Genomic DNA, 19165 nt, shown 5'->3' with positions numbered 1-19165 from the left:
GCGGCCACCGGCCGCAGGAGCCAACGAGAGCGGGTGTCCAGCGCATGTCAGGTGACGAGGCGAAGCTCCTCAACTACCTCAAGCGGATGACCATCGAGCTGCGCGACGCCCAGGAACGCATCCGGGACCTCGAGGAGAGCCGCCACGAGCCGATCGCGCTCGTCGGGATGAGCTGCCAGTACCCCGGTGGGGTGCAGACCCCGGACGAGTTGTGGGAGCTGGTCGCCGGTGAGGTCGACGCGGTGTCCGGGTTCCCCACCGACCGGGGGTGGGACCTCGACGGGCTCTACGACCCGGACCCGGACACCGTCGGCACCAGCTACGCCCGCGAGGGTGGTTTCCTCTACGACGCGGCCGAGTTCGACGCCGGACTGTTCGCCATCACCCCCCGCGAGGCGCTGTCCATCGACCCCCAGCAGCGCCTGCTGCTCGAACACGCCTGGCAGTCGATCGAGCGGGCCGGCGTCGACCCCCGGTCGCTGCGCGGCAGCGACACCGGCGTGTTCGTCGGGGTGATGTACAACGACTACGGGTCGCGGCTGATGCCGGCGCCGGAGGGCTTCGAGGGGTACGTCGGCAACGGCAGCGCCGCGAGCATCGCCTCCGGGCGGATCGCCTACTCGCTGGGCTTCGAGGGCCCGGCGATCACCGTCGACACCGCCTGCTCGTCGTCGCTGGTGGCGATCCACCTGGCCTGCCAGTCGCTGCGCTGGGGCGAGTGCTCGGTGGCCCTGGCCGGTGGCGTCACGGTGATGGCGACACCGGGGGTGTTCATCGAGTTCTCCCGGCAGCGTGGCCTGTCACCCGGCGGCCGGTGCCGGTCCTTCTCCGCCGGGGCCGACGGCGCCGGCTGGGCCGAGGGCGTCGGGGTGGTCATGCTGGAGCGGTACTCCGACGCGCTGCGCAACGGACATCCGGTGCTCGGCCTGATCCGGGGCAGCGCGGTCAACCAGGACGGTGCCAGCAACGGCCTCACCGCCCCGAGCGGCCCCGCCCAGGAACGGGTGATCTTCAACGCCCTCGCCGACGCCCGGCTCACCCCGGGCGACCTCGACGCGGTGGAGGGGCACGGCACCGGCACCACCCTCGGCGACCCGATCGAGGTACGCGCCCTGCAGGCCGTCTACGGCACCGGGCGGGACGCGCAACACCCCCTCTGGCTGGGCTCGCTCAAGTCCAACATCGGGCACAGCCAGGCCGCAGCCGGGGTCGGCGGCCTGATCAAGATGGTCCAGGCGATGCGCAACGGGGTACTGCCACGGTCCCTGCACGCCGACCCGCCGACCCCCCACGTGGACTGGTCGTCGGGCGCGGTACGCCTGTTGCGTGCCGCCGTACCCTGGCCGGTCACCGAGCGGGCGCGCCGCGTCGGCATCTCCTCCTTCGGGATCAGCGGCACGAACGCCCACCTGATCCTGGAGGAGCCGCCAGCACCGCCCGCCGGGGAACCGCAGGACACGCCGGTGCCGGCCTCCGCGCGACCGGTCGCCTGGCCGCTGTCGGGGAACTCGCCGAAGGCGCTGCGGGACCAGGCGCGACGGCTGGCCGGTCACCTGCGTCAGCGGTCGCTGCGACCGGCCGACGTGGCGTACACGCTGAGCCGCCGCCCACGCTTCGCCCACCGCGCGGTGGTGCTCGGGACCGACCCGACCGAGCTGCTCACCGGCCTGGAACGGCTGGCCGGTGGCTCCGGCTCGGCGCAGGTGGTCCGGGGCCGGCCCGCCCCGGCCGGGGCCCGTACCCTCGCCATGATCTTTTCGGGTCAGGGGTCGCAGCACGCGGGCATGGGCCGCGACCTGTACCCGGCCTTCCCGGCCTTCGCCGAGGCGCTCGACGCGGCGTGCGCGGCCCTCGACGCGCACCTGCCGGTGGCGCTGCGCGACGTGCTCTTCGCCCCGGCCGGCACCGAGGCCGCCGCGCTGCTCGACCAGACCCGGTTCGCCCAACCCGCCATCTTCGCCGTGGAGGTGGCGCTGTACCGGCTGCTCGAACGGTTCGGCATCCGGCCGCACCGGCTCGTCGGGCACTCGGTCGGCGAGTTCGCCGCCGTCCACGTCGCCGGAGTGCTCACCCTGGCCGACGCGGCGACCCTGGTCACCGCGCGCGGCCGGCTCATGCAGGAACTGCCGGCCGGCGGCGCGATGGTGGCGGTGCAGGCCACCGAGGCCGAGGTGACACCGATGCTGGCGGACCGGGCGGGCGAGGTCGCCGTCGCCGCCGTGAACGGGCCGTCCTCCGTCGTGGTCGCCGGCGACGAGCCGGCGGTCGCCGAGATCGAGGCGGCCTGGTCGGCCCGGGGCCGGCGGACCAGCCGACTGCGGGTCAGCCACGCCTTCCACTCCCCCCGGATGGAGCCGATGCTCGACGAGTTCCGGCGGGTGGCGGCGGGCCTGACCTACCGGCCGCCGACCGTCGACCTGGTGTCCACCGTCACCGGCCGACCGGTCGGCCCCGGCGAACTGGAGGACCCGGGGTACTGGGTGGCGCACGCCCGCCGGCCGGTCCGCTTCGCCGACGCCGTCCGCTCGCTGGCCGCCGCCGAGGTCACCGAGTATCTCGAAGTCGGCCCGGACAGCGTGCTGAGCGCGGTGGTCACCGAGAACCTCGGCGTCGCCGGCACGACCGGTGCGGCCGTGCTGCCGCTGCTGCGTCGGGACGTGGACGAGCCCACGGCGTTCCTGACCGGGGTCGCGACCTGGTACTCCCGGGGCGGCGCCGTCGACTGGGACGTCCTCACCGAGGGACTCGCCCCGACCACCGTCGACCTGCCCACCTACGCGTTCCAGCGCAAGCACTACTGGTTGGACGCGGTCGCGCCGATGGTGGCCACCCGCCGGGCGCCGACGCCGCCGGACTCGCTCGGCGACGGCAGCGACGAGACGGAGCCGCCGCTGGCCGTCACGCTGCTGCGGCTCCCGCCCGCCGAACGCCGGGCGACGCTGCTGATGGCGTTGCGGGGACTGGCCGCCGAGGTGATGCGGCTCGACCGGGCCGACGACGTCGCCGCCGACGTCCCGCTGCTCGAACTCGGGTTCACCTCGCTGATGGCGGTCGACCTGCGCAACCGGGCCGCCGCCGCCACCGGCGTGGACCTGCCCGCCGCGCTGGTCTACGAGCACCCGACGTTCGAGGCGATCGTCGACTACGTCGACACCCTGATCACCGTCTAGCCCCTCCGCCCCGCCCCCTCCGATGGCCCGCGATCGACGCAGAATGAGGTCAGTTGTCATGCCGCAGACCCGTGACTTTTCCGAGGACGCGATCGCTGTCGTCGGCATGTCCTGCCGCCTGCCCGGCGCGGCGGACCCGGCCGCGTTCTGGGCCCTGCTCGCCAGCGGAACGAGCGCGGTCGGCGCGGCGCCCGCCGACCGCTGCGGGCCGGACGCGCCACCCGGCGGCTTCCTCGACGACGTCGCCGGGTTCGACGCCGCGTTCTTCGGCATCTCCCCGCGCGAGGCCACCGCGATGGACCCGCAGCAGCGGCTGATGCTGGAGCTGGCATGGGAGGCGCTCGAGGACGCCCGGCTGGCACCCGACCAGCTCGCCGGGCGGCCCGCGGCGGTGTACGTCGGCGCCATCCAGGACGACTACGCCCAACTGGCCGGCCGGGTGCCCGCCACCGCGTTCACCCTCACCGGGCTGCACCGCAGCATCGTGGCCAACCGGATCTCGTACACCCTCGGCCTGACCGGGCCCAGCGTGGTCGTCGACTCGGGGCAGTCGTCGGCGCTGGTCGCCGTACACCAGGCATGCGAGAGTCTGCGCGCCGGGACCGTCTCGCTGGCCCTGGCCGGCGGCGTGAACCTGATCCTGGAACCGGGCAGCACCGCCCGGGTCGGCGAGTTCGGCGGCCTCTCCCCGGACGGTACGGCCTGGGTCTTCGACGCCCGCGCCAACGGCTACGTACGCGGTGAGGGCGGCGGCCTGGTCGTGCTCAAGCGGCTCGCCGACGCGGTGGCCGACGGCGACGACATCTCCTGCGTGATCCTCGGCGGGGCCGTCAACAACGACGGCGGCGGTGCCGGTCTGACCGTCCCCGACGGCGACGGGCAGGCCGACGTGATCCGGCGGGCGCACCGGCAGGCGGGCACCGACCCGGCCCACGTCGGCTACGTCGAGCTGCACGGCACGGGCACGCCCGTCGGCGACCCGGTCGAGGCCGGCGCGCTGGGTGCGGCGATCGGCGTGCACCGGCCGGCGGACGCTCCGCTGGCCGTCGGTTCGGCCAAGACCAACGTCGGACACCTCGAAGGCGCCGCCGGCCTGGTCGGGCTGCTCAAGCTCGCGTTGAGCGCCCGGCACGGGCAGATCCCGGCGAGCCTGAACTTCAACACCGTCAACCCGCGCATCGACCTGGCCGCGCTGCACCTGCGGGTGCAGTCCGCGCTCGGCGCGTGGCCGGCCGACGCCGCCGGTGATGGCGACGCCCTGGCGGGCCTGTCCTCGTTCGGGATGGGTGGCACCAACGCCCACCTGGTCGTCGGGCGCGCGCCCCGGCCCACCACCGACCGGGCCGACCGGCCGGCGCAGGCGTACACCGCGCCCTGGGTGCTGTCCGGCCAGAGCCCCGCCGCGCTGCGGGCCCAGGCGGCCACGCTGCGGCGGTTCCTCACGTCCGGCGTCGACGTCGCCGACGCCGACCTGGGCCACTCGCTCGCGTCGACCCGCGCCGCGCTGCGGCACCGGGCGGCGGTGCGTGCCGGTGACCGCGCCGGCATGCTCGCCGCCCTCGACGCGCTCGCCGCCGGTGACGACCGGCCCGACCTGGTCGTCGGTCGCGCCCGCCCCGGCCGGGTGGTCTTCGTCTTCCCCGGCCAGGGTTCGCAGTGGGAGGCGATGGCCCGTGGCCTGTACGCCGACTCCGCGGTGTTCCGCGACCGCCTCGACGAGTGCGCCGACGCGCTGGCCGCGTACACCGACTGGGACCTGCGCGACGTCCTGCTCGGCGGGGGCGGCGACCAGTTGACGCGGGTCGACGTGATCCAGCCGGTGCTGTTCGCCGTGATGGTGTCGTTGGCGGCACTGTGGCGGGCGCACGGCGTGGAACCCGACGCGGTGGTGGGGCACTCCCAGGGTGAGATCGCCGCCGCGTACGTGGCCGGCGCGTTGACCCTGTCGGACGCGGCCCGGGTGGTGGCCCTGCGCAGTCGGGCGATCCGGGCCCTGGCCGGCACCGGCGCGATGGCGTCGGTGGCGCTGTCGGCCGAGCGGCTGCTGCCGGTGCTGGAGCAGTGGAGCGACCAGGTGGCGATCGGTGCGATCAACGGCCCCGACTCGACCGTCCTGTCCGGAGCGGTGGACGTGCTGCCGCAGGTGCTCGCCGAACTGACCGCCCAGGGCGTGCGGTGCCGGGCCGTCCCGGTGGACTACGCCTCCCACTCGCCGCAGGTCGAGGCGATCCGCGACGACGTGCTCGACCAGCTCGCCCCGATCACGCCTACCGACGCCCCGGTCACCTTCTACTCGGCGGTGACCGGAACGCCCGTCGACACGGCCGGGCTGGACGCCGCCTACTGGTACCGCAACCTGCGGCAGACCGTGCGGTTCGAGCCGGCGGCCCGGGCGTTGCTCGACGACGGGTACACCACGTTCATCGAGTGCAGCCCGCACCCGGTGCTGGCGGTCGGCCTGCGGGAGACCTTCGCCGCGACCGGGCAGCCGGCGTCCGTGGTGCCCACCCTGCGCCGCGACGACGGGGGCCTCGACCGCTTCCGGCACGCCGTCGGCCACGCGTACGTCGTGGGCGCTCCGGTCGACTGGACGACGTCCTTCCCCGGGGCGCGGCGGATCTCCCTGCCCACCTACGAGTTCCAGCGCCGGCCCTTCTGGATCGACGCGCCCGCAGCGACCCCGGTCGAGGCGACCGTACGGCCCGGGGGCGACGACGCTCCGGTGGCCGAGGAGCCCGTCGGCGACGGGGCCTGGGCGAACGCGCTGCGGGAGCTGCCGGCGGAGCGTCGCCTCGACGTCGCCCTGGAGCTGGTCCGGCGGCGGGCCGCCGGCATTCTCGGCCACCCGGCCGCCACCGACGTGGACCCGACAACGACCTTCAAGGAACTCGGCTTCTCGTCACTCACCGTCGTGGAGCTGCGCGACCGGCTGGCCGACGACACCGCCCTGCCGCTGCCGTCCTCGCTCGCCTACGACTTTCCGAGTCCGGTGTTGGTGGCGGAGCGGTTGGTGGGTTTGGTGTCGGGTTCGGTTGTGGGTGTGGGTGTTTCGGGTGTGGGTGTGGGTGAGGCGGTGGCGATTGTGGGGATGGGTTGTCGTTTTGGTGGTGGGGTGGGTTCGCCGGGGGATTTGTGGGATGTGGTGTCGGGTGGGGTTGATGTGGTGGGTGGGTGGCCGGTGGATCGTGGGTGGGATGTGGAGGGTTTGGTGGGTGGTGGGGTGCCGGGGTTTGGTGGGTTTTTGGAGGGTGCGGGGGTTTTTGATGCGGAGTTTTTTGGTGTTTCTCCGCGTGAGGCTGTGGTGATGGATCCGCAGCAGCGGGTGGTGTTGGAGGTGGTGTGGGAGGCGTTGGAGGGTGCGGGTTTGGGTGGGGTTGTTGGTGGTGTGGGTGTGGGGGTGTTTTTGGGGGTGATGGGTTTGGAGTATGGGCCGCGGTTGTGTGAGGCGGGGGAGGGTGTTGGTGGGTATGTGTTGACGGGTTCGGCGGGGAGTGTGGTGTCGGGTCGGGTGGCGTATGTGTTGGGTTTGGGTGGTCCGGCGGTGTCGGTGGATACGGCGTGTTCGTCGTCGTTGGTGGCGTTGCATCAGGCGGTGGGGGCGTTGCGGTCGGGTGAGGTGTCGTTGGCGGTGGCGGGTGGGGTGGCGGTGATGGGTTCGCCGGGGATGTTTGTGGAGTTTGCGCGTCAGGGTGGGTTGTCTGCTGATGGTCGGTGTAAGGCGTTCTCGTCGTCGGCGGATGGTACGGGGTGGGGTGAGGGTGTGGGTGTGGTGGTGTTGGAGCGGTTGTCGGATGCGCGGCGTAACGGGCACCGCGTGTTGGCGGTGGTGCGGGGTAGTGCGGTTAATCAGGATGGTGCGTCGAATGGGTTGACGGCGCCGCATGGTCCGTCGCAGGAGCGGGTGATTCGTCAGGCGTTGGCGAGTGGTGGTTTGTCGGCGGGTGATGTGGATGTGGTGGAGGCGCATGGTACGGGGACGCGGTTGGGTGATCCGGTTGAGGCGGGGGCGTTGTTGGCGACGTATGGTCGTGAGCATTCGGTGGAGCGTCCGTTGTATCTGGGTTCGTTGAAGTCGAATATTGGTCATACGATGGCGGCGGCGGGTGTTGCTGGTGTGATCAAGATGGTGTTGGCGATGCGTGCTGGGGTGATGCCGAAGACGTTGCATGTGGTGGAGCCGACGTCGCATGTGGATTGGTCGTCGGGCACGGTGGAGTTGCTGACCGAGGCGCGGCCGTGGGGTGGTGTGGGGCCGCGTCGGGCGGGGGTGTCGTCGTTCGGGATCAGTGGGACGAACGCGCACGTCGTCCTGGAGTCGGCACCGGAATTCGAGCCGGAGCTGACTGTCACGGAGGACGGCGAGCCGGACGGCCCGGTGCCGCTGGTGCTGTCGGCACGGTCGGTGGAAGCGCTGCGGGCACACGCGGTACGACTGGCCGGGGTCGTCGAGAGTGGCGGGTCGCTGGCGGGAATCGCCTCGACCCTGGTGCGCGAGCGGACGCTGTGGGAGCACCGGGCCGTCATCGTGGGCAATTCGCGGGCGGAACTGCTCACGGGTCTGACCGCACTGGGATCGGGTTCGGACAATGTGGCGACCGCGACCGTGGTGTCGGATACCGGCTCGGTTCCGGTTTCTGTTTCTTCGGGTGTGGTGTCGGGTGGGGTGGTGTCGGGTGGGACGGTGTTTGTGTTTCCGGGTCAGGGGTCGCAGTGGTGGGGTATGGGTCGGGAGTTGTGGGGGTGTGATGCTGTTTTTCGGGGGCGGTTTGAGGAGTGTGTTGGGGTGTTGGGTGGGTTGGTGGATTGGGATGTTCGTGGGGTGTTGTTGGAGGGTGGGGAGGAGTGGTTGGGGCGGGTTGATGTGGTGCAGCCGGCGTTGTTTGTGTTGATGGTGTGTTTGGCGGAGGTGTGGCGGGCTGCGGGTGTGGTGCCGGATGCGGTGGTGGGTCATTCGCAGGGTGAGGTGGCGGCGGCGTGTGTGGCGGGGGTGTTGTCGTTGGAGGATGCGTTGCGGGTGGTGGTGGGTCGTTCGCGGTTGGTGGGGGAGCGGTTGGCGGGGTTGGGGGGGATGGTGTCGGTGGGGTTGTCGGTGGGGGAGGTGGAGTCGTGGTTGGTGGGTTTTGGTGGTGAGTTGGTGGTGGGTGTGGTGAATGGGCCGGGGTCGTGTGTGGTGGCGGGTCCGGTGGGTTTGTTGGGTGATTTGGTGGGGTTGTTGGAGGGGGTGGGGGTGTGGTGTCGGTGGGTGCCGGTGGATTATGCGTCGCATCATCCGGTGGTGGATGTGGTGCGGGAGGAGTTGTTGGGTTTGGTGGGGGATGTGGTTGGTGGGGTGGGGGATGTGGTGGTGTATTCGTCGGTGCGGGGTGGTGTGGTGTCGGGTGTGGAGTTGGGGGGTGGTTATTGGTTTGAGAATTTGCGGTCGGCGGTGCGGTTTGAGGAGGTGGTGGGGGTGTTGGTGGGTGATGGGTTTTCGCGGTTTGTGGAGTGTTCTCCGCATCCGGTGTTGTCGGTGGGTTTGCGGGAGTCGTTGGAGGTGTTGGGTTCGGGTGGTGTGGTGGTGCCGACGTTGCGTCGGGGTGAGGGTGGTGTGGGTCGGGTGTTGTTGTCGTTGGGTGAGGCGTTTGTGTCGGGGGTGGGGGTGGATTGGGAGCGGGTGGTGCCGGAGGCTGCCCGGGTCGACCTACCCACCTACCCCTTCCAGGGCCGCCACTACTGGCTGAACCCGACCGCACCCGGCGGGGCCGACGTCTCGCACGCCGGCCTGACCGCCGTCACCCACCCCCTGCTCGGCGCGGTCGTCGAACTCGCCGGCAGCGCCGTCACCGGCCTCACCGGCACGCTCTCCCTCGCCGCCCAACCCTGGCTGGCCGACCACGCCGTCGGCGACACCGTGCTGCTGCCCGGCACCGCGTTCGTCGAGATGGCGCTGCGCGCCGGCGACGAGGTCGGCTGCGACCACGTCGACGAACTGACCCTCCAGGCGCCCCTGGTGCTGACGGACCGCGCGCCGGTGCACGTCCGGGTGGAGATCGACGAGCCGGCCGGGGACGGTCGCCGCGAGGTGAGCATCCACTCCCGGGCCGCCGACGTCGACTTCGGCACCGCCTGGACCTGCCACGCCACCGGCACGCTGTCCCCCACCGTGACCGACCCCGACCTGCCGGCCCCCTCCGCGCAGTGGCCGCCCCGGGGTGCCACCCCCGTGGACGTCCGCGACGCGTACGACGAACTGGCCGACGGCGGATACCGCTACGGCCCCACCTTCCGGGGACTGACCGCGATGTGGCAGTCCGGCGACGAGGTCTTCGCCGACGTGTCGCTCCCGGAAGCGGCCCACACCGACGCCGCCCGCTTCGGCCTGCACCCGGCACTGCTGGACGCGGCGCTGCACGCGATGCTCGTCCGTGACCGGCTGGCCGGCCGGCACGACCTGCGGCTGCCGTTCGCCTGGCAGGGCGTCACGCTCGCCGCCGCCGGGGCGTCGATGCTGCGGCTGTCGCTGCGGCCGACGGCCACCGGCGCGATCACCCTGACCGCCGTCGACGGCGCCGGCCAGCCGGTGCTCACCGTCGAGTCGTTGACCTTCCGTGAGGTCGACCCGGCCCGGCTCGGTGCCGCCCGACAGGACACGCCCCCGCTCTACGGCCTCGACTGGGTCGCCGAGCCCGCCGGGGTCACCGCCGCGCCGCCCAGCCTGCGGTATGCGCTGCTCGGGCCGGACCCGCTCGATCTCGGCAGCGTCCTGCCCGACGTCGAGCGTCACCCCGACCTGTCCGCCCTGGCAGCCGCCGGACGGCAGGTCGACGTCGTCGTGGTGACCCTGCCCGACGCCCCGCACGGCCCGGCGATCACGGGGGCGCACGCCGCCGCCCGGTGGGCGCTCACCCTGGCCCAGGACTGGCTCGCCACCGAGCAGCTGGCCGACGCCCGGCTCGCCGTGGTGAGCCGGATCGCGATCACCACCGACGCGGGCACCACCGCGTCCTCGCCGGCCCACGCCACCGCATGGGGGCTGCTGCGCTCGGCGCGGACCGAGAACCCGGGCCGGTTCCTCCTGCTCGACCTGGACGACGACCCCCGCTCGCTGACCGTGCTGCCGGCCGCCCTCGCCGCCGACCGCTCCGAGCTGGCCGTCCGCGACGGTGAGCTGAGGGTGCCCCGGCTCGCCCCGGTGACCCCCGGCGTCGCGCCGGTGTCCGGTGGCGACTGGCGACTGGACGGCACCGGATCGGGCAGCGTGGACGGTCTCGCCGTCGTCGCCGGGCAGACCCCGGCCACCGGGCCGGCCGCCCTCGCCCCGCACGAGGTCCGGATCGCGGTACGGGCCGCCGGCCTGAACTTCCGCGACGTCCTCATCGCCCTCGGCGTCTACCCCGGCGAGGCCCGGATGGGCATCGAGGGTGCCGGCGTGGTGACCGAGACCGGTGCGGCGGTCACCGACCTGCGGCCCGGGGACCGGGTGATGGGCATGGTGGCCGAGTCGTTCGCCGGCACCGCCACCGTGGACCACCGGCTGCTCGTGCCGATCCCGGCCGGTTGGTCGTACGCCCAGGCCGCCGCGGTGCCGATCGTCTTCGCCACCGCCTACTACGGGCTCGTCCACCAGGCCGGCCTGCGCGCCGGTGAGTCGGTGCTGATCCACGCCGCCGCCGGTGGCGTCGGCATGGCCGCCGTGCAGCTCGCCCACCACCTCGGCGCAACGGTGTACGCCACGGCCAGCCCCGCCAAGTGGGAGGCGGTACGGGCCCTCGGCGTGCCCGCCGACCGGATCGCCTCCTCGCGTACCGACGGGTTCGAGGAGACCTTCCGGGTCGCCACCCCGGGTGGCGTCGACGTCGTGTTGAACAGCCTGGCCGGTGACCTGCTCGACGCGTCGCTGCGGCTGCTCGCCGACGGCGGCCGGTTCGTCGAGATGGGCAAGACCGACCTGCGTGACCCCGACCGGGTCGCCGTGGACCACCCCGGTCGCCACTACCAGGCGTTCGACCTGATCGAGGTCGGTCGCCGGGACCCGGAACTGATCCGGCGCATCCTCACCGAGATCGTCGCGCTCTTCGCCCGGGGCGCGCTGACCCACCTGCCGACGAGATGCTGGGACGTCCGCTCCGCCGCCGACGCGTTCCGCCAGCTCAGCCAGGCCCGCCAGATCGGCAAGGCGGTGCTGACCGTACCGGCCGGATGGGACCCCGACGGGACCGTCCTGATCACCGGCGGCACCGGCACGCTCGGCGGCCTGCTCGCCCGGCACCTGGTCACCCGGCACGGGATGCGGCACCTGCTGCTGGCCAGCCGGCGGGGGCCGGCGGCCCCCGGCGTACCCGAGTTGGTCGGCGAACTGACCGGCCTCGGCGCGACGGTCGAGGTCGCCGCCGTCGACGTCGCCGACCGGGCCGCCCTGGACGCCCTGCTGGACGGCGTCCCGACGGCGCACCCGCTGACGGCCGTGGTGCACACCGCCGGGGTCCTCGACGACGCGCTGCTGCCCGCGCTGACCGACGCGCGCGTCGAGACGGTGCTGCGGGCCAAGGCCGACGCCGCGTGGCACCTGCACGAGTCCACCCGCCACCGCGACCTGGCCGGCTTCGTCCTCTTCTCCTCGATCATGGGTCTGCTCGGGAACGCCAGCCAGGCCAACTACGCGGCGGCGAACGTGTTCCTGGACGAACTGGCCCACGCCCGGCGCGCCGAGGGACTACCGGCGACCGCCCTGGCCTGGGGCTTCTGGGACCAGCGCAGTGAGATGACCGGTCAGCTCAGTGACGTCGACGTCGCCCGGATCGGCCGGCTCGGGCTGGCCCCGCTGACCGTCGAGGACGGCCTCGCCCTGTTCGACGCCGCGATCACCGCCGACCGGCCGATGACCGTCCCGGCCCGGCTCGCCCTCGACGCCCTGCGCTCGCCGGCGGCCGGTGCCGTCCCGGAGCTGCTCACCGCTCTGGTGGGCCGGCGCGAGCGCCGGGTCGCGGCGGCCCGCGTCACCGGCAACGCCCTGGCCGAGCAACTCGTCGCGCTGCCGGCCGCGGAAGGCGACCAGCTGCTGATCGAGCTGGTCCGGCAGACCGCCGCCGCGGTGCTCGGCCACACCTCGGCCGCCCAGGTCCCGGCCCAGGCGAAGTTCAAGGATCTCGGCTTCGACTCGCTGTCCTCGGTGGAGCTGCGCAACCGGCTGAACGCGGCGACCGGTGTCCGGCTCTCCGCCACGATGGTGTTCGACCACCCCACACCGACCGCCGTGGCGGCGTACCTCAGGGACGAACTGCTCGGTGCCCGGCCGGCGGTGACGGACGCCCCGCCACCCACGCGGACCGCGACCGACGACGACCACATCGCGATCGTCGGCATGGCCTGCCGGCTGCCCGGCGGCGTCGGCTCACCGGACGAGCTGTGGGAGTTGCTGACCACCGACGGCGACGCGATCGGCGAACCCCCCAACGACCGTGGCTGGGACCTCGCCGACCTCTTCGACCCCGACCCGGACCGGCCCGGCAAGAGCTACGTGCTCGACGGCGGGTTCCTGCACGAGGCGGGGGAGTTCGACGCCGGATTCTTCGGCATCTCCCCCCGCGAGGCGCTGGCGATGGACCCGCAGCAGCGGCTGCTGCTGGAGACCTCGTGGGAGGCGCTGGAGCGGGCCGGCATCGTGCCGGCGGCACTGAACGGATCGGCGACGGGCGTCTTCGTCGGCGCGCTCGCCCAGGACTACGGCTCCCCGTTGCACCAGGTGTCCGAGGGGCTGGACGGGCTGCGGCTCACCGGCCGCTCCACCAGCGTCATCTCCGGTCGGGTGGCCTACGCGCTGGGGTTGCAGGGCCCGGCGGTGACGGTGGACACGGCGTGCTCGTCGTCGCTCGTGGCGTTGCACCAGGCGGTGGGGGCGCTGCGCGCGGGTGAGGTGTCGCTGGCACTGGCGGGCGGGGTGTCGGTGATGGCGACGCCCGGCATGTTCGTCGAGTTCTCCCGCCAACGGGGCCTGTCCCCCGACGGCCGGTGCAAGGCGTTCTCGTCCTCTGCCGACGGTACGGGCTGGGGTGAGGGCGTCGGCGTGATCATTTTGGAGCGGTTGTCGGATGCGCGGCGTAATGGTCATCGGGTGTTGGCGGTGGTGCGGGGTAGTGCGGTTAATCAGGATGGTGCGTCGAATGGGTTGACGGCGCCGCATGGTCCGTCGCAGGAGCGGGTGATTCGTCAGGCGTTGGCGAGTGGTGGTTTGTCGGCGGGTGATGTGGATGTGGTGGAGGCGCATGGTACGGGGACGCGGTTGGGTGATCCGATCGAGGCGCAGGCGTTGTTGGCGACGTACGGTCGTGAGCACTCGGCGGAGCGTCCGTTGTTCCTCGGCTCACTGAAGTCGAACATCGGCCACACGATGGCGGCGGCGGGGATCACCGGCGTCATCAAGACCGTCCTGGCGATGCGCGCCGGGGTGATGCCGAAGACGTTGCACGTGGACGAGCCGACCACGCACGTGGACTGGTCGTCCGGCACGGTGGAGCTGCTCACCGAGGCACGGGTCTGGGACGGTGACGGACCGCGTCGGGCGGGGGTGTCGTCGTTCGGGATCAGCGGCACCAACGCGCACGTCGTCCTGGAGTCGGCACCCGGGCCGGAGCCGGCCGGGGAGTCGCCGGCCGACGCCGCCGGGCCGGTGCCGCTGGTGCTGTCGGCCCGGTCGGCGGAGGCCCTGCGGGCCCAGGCGGTGCGGTTGGCCGGGGTCGTGGAAAGCGGAGAATCGCTCGTCGGAATTGCTTCCGGCCTCATCCGCGACCGTTCCCGGTGGGATCACCGGGCCGTGGTCGTCGGCAGTTCACGCGCCGAACTGGTCTCCGGCCTGGCGGCACTCGGATCGGGTTCCGACGCCGCGGTCGCCGCCGACGGCAATTCCGCCTCCGGTCGGGTGGTGTCGGGTGGGACGGTGTTTGTGTTTCCGGGTCAGGGGTCGCAGTGGTGGGGTATGGGTCGGGAGTTGTGGGGGTGTGATGCTGTTTTTCGGGGGCGGTTTGAGGAGTGTGTTGGGGTGTTGGGTGGGTTGGTGGATTGGGATGTTCGTGGGGTGTTGTTGGAGGGTGGGGAGGAGTGGTTGGGGCGGGTTGATGTGGTGCAGCCGGCGTTGTTTGTGTTGATGGTGTGTTTGGCGGAGGTGTGGCGGGCTGCGGGTGTGGTGCCGGATGCGGTGGTGGGTCATTCGCAGGGTGAGGTGGCGGCGGCGTGTGTGGCGGGGGTGTTGTCGTTGGAGGATGCGTTGCGGGTGGTGGTGGGTCGTTCGCGGTTGGTGGGGGAGCGGTTGGCGGGGTTGGGGGGGATGGTGTCGGTGGGGTTGTCGGTGGGGGAGGTGGAGTCGTGGTTGGTGGGTTTTGGTGGTGACCTGGTTGTGGGTGTGGTGAATGGGCCGGGGTCGTGTGTGGTGGCGGGTCCGGTGGGTTTGTTGGGTGATTTGGTGGGGTTGTTGGAGGGGGTGGGGGTGTGGTGTCGGTGGGTGCCGGTGGATTATGCGTCGCATCATCCGGTGGTGGATGTGGTGCGGGAGGAGTTGTTGGGTTTGGTGGGGGATGTGGTTGGTGGGGTGGGGGATGTGGTGGTGTATTCGTCGGTGCGGGGTGGTGTGGTGTCGGGTGTGGAGTTGGGGGGTGGTTATTGGTTTGAGAATTTGCGGTCGGCGGTGCGGTTTGAGGAGGTGGTGGGGGTGTTGGTGGGTGATGGGTTTTCGCGGTTTGTGGAGTGTTCTCCGCATCCGGTGTTGTCGGTGGGTTTGCGGGAGTCGTTGGAGGTGTTGGGTTCGGGTGGTGTGGTGGTGCCGACGTTGCGTCGGGGTGAGGGTGGTGTGGGTCGGGTGTTGTTGTCGTTGGGTGAGGCGTTTGTGTCGGGGGTGGGGGTGGATTGGGAGCGGGTGGTGCCGGAGGCTGCCCGGGTCGACCTACCCACCTACCCCTTCCAACACGAGCACTACTGGCTCAGGTACGCCCCGTCCACCGGCACCAACGACCGGGGCGACCACGCGCTGCTCGGTGCCGCGGTGGAACTCCCCGGCTCGGGCGGGATGGTGCTGACCGGCACCGTGTCCCAGGCCGGCCTGCCCTGGCTGGCCGGCCACACCGTCGGCGACACCGTCGTGCTGCCCGGCACCGCACTGCTCGACCTGGCGCTGAAGGCCGGCGACGACGTCGGGCTCGACCACGTCGACGTCCTCACCCTGCACGAGCCGCTGACCGTGCCGGCCCGGACCGCCGTCCACCTGCGGGTGGAGATCGGCGCACCGGGTGACGACGCCCGCCGGGCGCTGAGCATCCACTCCCGACGGGCCGACACCCCGGCCGGCGCCCCGTGGCGGTGCCACGCCGCAGGCACGCTCGCCGTCGGCGTACCGCTGCCCGGGGCGGACCTGACGGTCTGGCCGGCGCCCGACGCGACCGCCGAGCCCACCGCCGACGGTGTCGCGCGGTGGCGGCGGGGCGACGAGGTCTTCGCCGAGGTCCGGCTGCCCGACCGGCAGCACGCCGAGGCGGACCACTTCGGACTGCACCCGGCCCTGCTCGACGCCGCGTTGCGGGCCGTCGGCGATCCGGCCGGCACACCGTCCCGGCTGGTCGGGATGCACGGCGTCACCCTGCGGGCCGTGGGCGCGACCGTGCTGCGCGTGCACCGCGCCGGATCGGGCCAGGTGACCGTCGCCGACGCGACCGGCTCCCCGGTGGCCACGATCGCCGCCGTCACCACCCGCCCCTGCCCGGCCGGCGAGGCCCGGACCGCGAGCGCCGCCGCCCAGGACGGCCTGTTCCGGGTGGAGTGGGTCGCGGTGCCGACGCCCGTCCCGCCGTCGCCGCCGACCCTGGTCGTCGTCGGTGCCGACCCGCTGCGGGCGCGCGCCGGGCTGATGTCGGCGGACACCTACGCCGAGGCGTACCCCGACCTGGCCGCGCTCACCGCCGCGGTCGAAGCCGGTGCGTCCCGCCCGGACGTCATCCTGCTCAGCGACACCGACCCCGCCCCGGCAGGCGGCAGCCCCTGGGAGACCAGCCGCCTCGTCACCCTGCACCGGGACCCGACCGCCACCGCCGTGCGCCGCCGTGGCCGGGCGGGCGGCACCACAGCCGACCCGGTCCCGGCCCCTGCGGTGCCGGCCGCCGCGCCGCCCGCACCCGGCGACACCGTCGTGGTCGACGGTGCCAAGGCGTCCTGGCGGGCCCTGGCGACGGCGCTCACCCTGGCCGAACCGCACCTGGTCGTGCGTCGGGGCACCGTGCTGACGCCCCGGCTGACCCGGGTCGCCGTCCCGGTGCACGACGCGACGCCGCTCGACGTCGCCGGCCCGGTGCTGGTCACCGGCGGCGCGTCGGCGGCGCGCGGAGCGACCGTGGCCTTCCTGCGCGGATGCGGGATCGAGGCCGGCGACGGCAGCGGGGACGACGCCGCCACCACCGTCGTCCGGGTGGACGCCCCCGACGCGGCGGCGGTCACCGACAGCGCCACCCCGACCGTCACGCTGCTGCGGGAACGGCCCGCCGGTGAGCCGTCGCCTGACGAACTCGCCCTCGTCGAGGCGGCCTGCCGCCTCGGTGGGTCGCTGGTCGTCGCGGCCGGAGCCGGCACCTGGTCCCGTTCCCCCGAGGCCCCGGCGCTGCTGCGGTCGCTGGCCCCGGCCGCCACCCGCCGCACCGTACGGGCCGCCGTCGACGCTCCGGCCGGCCTCAAGCAACGACTGGTGCTCGCGCCCGAGGGCGACCGGGACCAGATCCTGCTGGAACTGGTACGCCGCAACGTCGCGGCGGTGCTCGGCCTGGCGTCGGCGGAGACCGTCGAACGGGACCGACGGTTCCGGGACGCCGGGTTCGACTCGCTGTCCGCCCTGACGGTCCGCAACCTGATCAGCACGGAGACCGACCTGCGGCTCGCGCCCACGGTGGTCTTCGACCACTCCACGCCCGACGCCCTGGTGCGTCACCTCAGGCAGGAACTGCTCGGCTACTGACGACCCGCCGGCCCGCGGCGGACACAGCTGAAGAATGGAGGGACCCCGTGCGAGTCGATGGTGTCTATCTCGACGGGATCGGCCAGTACCTGCCCGACTGGGTCAGCGCCGAGGACGCGGTCGCGGACGGCCGGTACCGGGCGGAGGTCTTCGAGGCCAGCGGCCTGACCGGCACGCACGTCTCGACGAAACTACCCGCCCTCGACATGGCGGTGCTGGCCGCCCGGGCCGCGCTGGAGCGGTCCTCGGTGGCGACCGCCGACGTCGAGTCACACATCCACGCCAGCGTCTACCACCAGGGCCCCGAGGGCTCCTACCCACCCGGGTACGTCCTGCGCGAGCTGGGGGTGACCGGCGTCGGCTCCCTGGAGATCCGGCAGGGGTGCAACGGGCTGCTCGCCGCCCTGGAGATCGCCGTCGGGCAGCTCACCGGCGTGGCGGAACTCGCCGTGGCCCTGCTGACCACCGCCCAGAACTTCGAGACGCCGCTGATCGACAGGTGGCACGGCTTCGGTGACTCGTACATCCTCGCCGACGGCGCCGCGGCGGCCGTCGTCACCACCGAACCGGGATTCGCCGAGGTGCGGTCGATCTGCTCCGGCACCCTGCCCGAGCTGGAACGGTGGCACCGCGGCGACGGCCCGCTGACCCCACCGGCCGGACAGACCGTCGAACCGGTGTCGATGGCCGCCCGGGCGGCCGCCTTCACCGACGACGAGATGCCGCTGGCGCGGGCCGTGGAGAGCCTCAGCGAGTTCGACGTCGGCATCATCCGGCGGGCCCTGGTCGACGCGGATCTCAACGTCGCCGACCTGGCCCGGGTGATCACCATCAACGAGGACGCCCGGATGACCGAGTTCACCACCCTCGGCCCGCTCGGCGTCGACCTGTCCCGGTCGGTCTGGGACTACGGCCGCTCGGTCGGGCACGTCGGGGCGGCCGACCTGGTCATCTCGCTGGAACACCTGCTCGTCACCGGGCAGGTCCAGCCCGGCGACCACCTCCTGCTGGTCTCCCAGGGGCCGGGCTGGCTCTGCTCCGCGGCCGTGCTCACCCTGCGGGAAAGGCCGTCCTGGCTGGAGTGAACTGCCGTTTTAGATGCGTTCTAGGCCCTCTGTCTAGCGTCGAACCGTCACACGTTCCGAGTGCGCAACGGAGGGGATTCAGTGGACGCGATCGTGGCCGACGATGTCGATACCGGGACCTTTGGCGTACCCGGAGCACGCCTCTATTACGAGGTCCAGGGGCAGGGACCGGTGCTGCTGGTCCTGCAGGCCGGTGAGGGTGACGCCGGACGGACCAGCTACCTCGTACAGCAACTCGCCGACCGGTACACGGTGGTGACCTACGACCGGCGTGGCCTGTCCCGCAGCAAGCTCGACGGGCCACCCGGTCCGCTCACCATGGAGACCCACGCCGACGACGCGAGTGCCCTGCTCACCCACCTCACCGACCAGCCCGCCCACGTGCTCGGCTCCGGCTACGGTGCGGCGATCGGGCTCTACCTCTCGCTGCGGCACCCGCAGCAGGTCCGCACCCTGGTCGCGCACGAGGCGCCCACCCTGCGGCTGCTGCCGGCGGCCACCCGGGAACGGGTCGTGCGGGGCGTGGCCGCGGCCGAACGGGCCTACCACAACGACGGCTGGGGCCCCGCCATGAAACAGATGGCGGCGCTCAGCGGCATCGACCTGACCACCCTGGAGATGGAACCGGGCGTCGACTTCCAGCCGATGACGGTCGACCGGGCCGCGAACATCGAGTTCTTCGTCAAGTACGACGGCCCGGCCTTCCGCAACTGCCAGCTCGACGCCGACGACATCGCCCGGCTCAAGCAGACCGGGATCCGGGTGGTCCCGGCCGGCGGCTGCATCTCGCAGGACATCTGGGCGTACGTCTGCGCGGAGGCGCTCGCCGACGAACTCGGTACGGCGGTGGTGGAGTTCCCCGGTGGCCGCAACGGCCACACCACGCACCCCCGCGCCTTCTCGGCGCGCCTGCACCAGGTGCTCGCCGCCGTCGCCTGAGTTCCGCG

General features: G+C 72.6%; 3 protein-coding genes and 1 pseudogene. All 4 read left to right on the top strand.

Annotated features, from left to right (window positions below):
• Nucleotides 1–44: 44 nt before the first annotated feature.
• A pseudogene (locus tag ACN265_RS22125) lies at nucleotides 45–3137 on the top strand (type I polyketide synthase); the annotation flags it as partial.
• Nucleotides 3138–3228: 91 nt separating this feature from the next.
• On the top strand, nucleotides 3229–17133 hold the full coding sequence (locus ACN265_RS22120) for an SDR family NAD(P)-dependent oxidoreductase (protein WP_421409257.1): 13905 nt from the start codon (nucleotides 3229–3231) through the stop codon (nucleotides 17131–17133).
• A gap of 47 nt (nucleotides 17134–17180) precedes the next feature.
• A complete protein-coding gene (locus tag ACN265_RS22115) occupies nucleotides 17181–18218 on the top strand; it encodes a ketoacyl-ACP synthase III family protein (RefSeq protein WP_204928620.1) in 1038 nt (345 codons plus the stop codon).
• 81 nt (nucleotides 18219–18299) lie between these two features.
• Nucleotides 18300–19157: an alpha/beta fold hydrolase gene (locus ACN265_RS22110; protein ID WP_204928621.1), complete on the top strand. Its 858-nt coding sequence runs from the start codon at nucleotides 18300–18302 to the stop codon at nucleotides 19155–19157.
• The last annotated feature ends 8 nt before the right edge of the window (nucleotides 19158–19165 follow it).

The organism is Micromonospora sp. WMMD730, from assembly GCF_049178955.1.
Classification (GTDB): Bacteria; Actinomycetota; Actinomycetes; order Mycobacteriales; family Micromonosporaceae; genus Micromonospora; species Micromonospora wenchangensis.
This window is presented reverse-complemented; position numbering and strand designations above follow the sequence as displayed.

What these genes read in the sequence shown, in the direction of transcription:
- ACN265_RS22120 (WP_421409257.1), top strand. Translation starts at nt 3,229, where the DNA reads ATGCCGCAGACCCGTGACTTTTCCGAGGACGCGATCGCTGTCGTCGGC.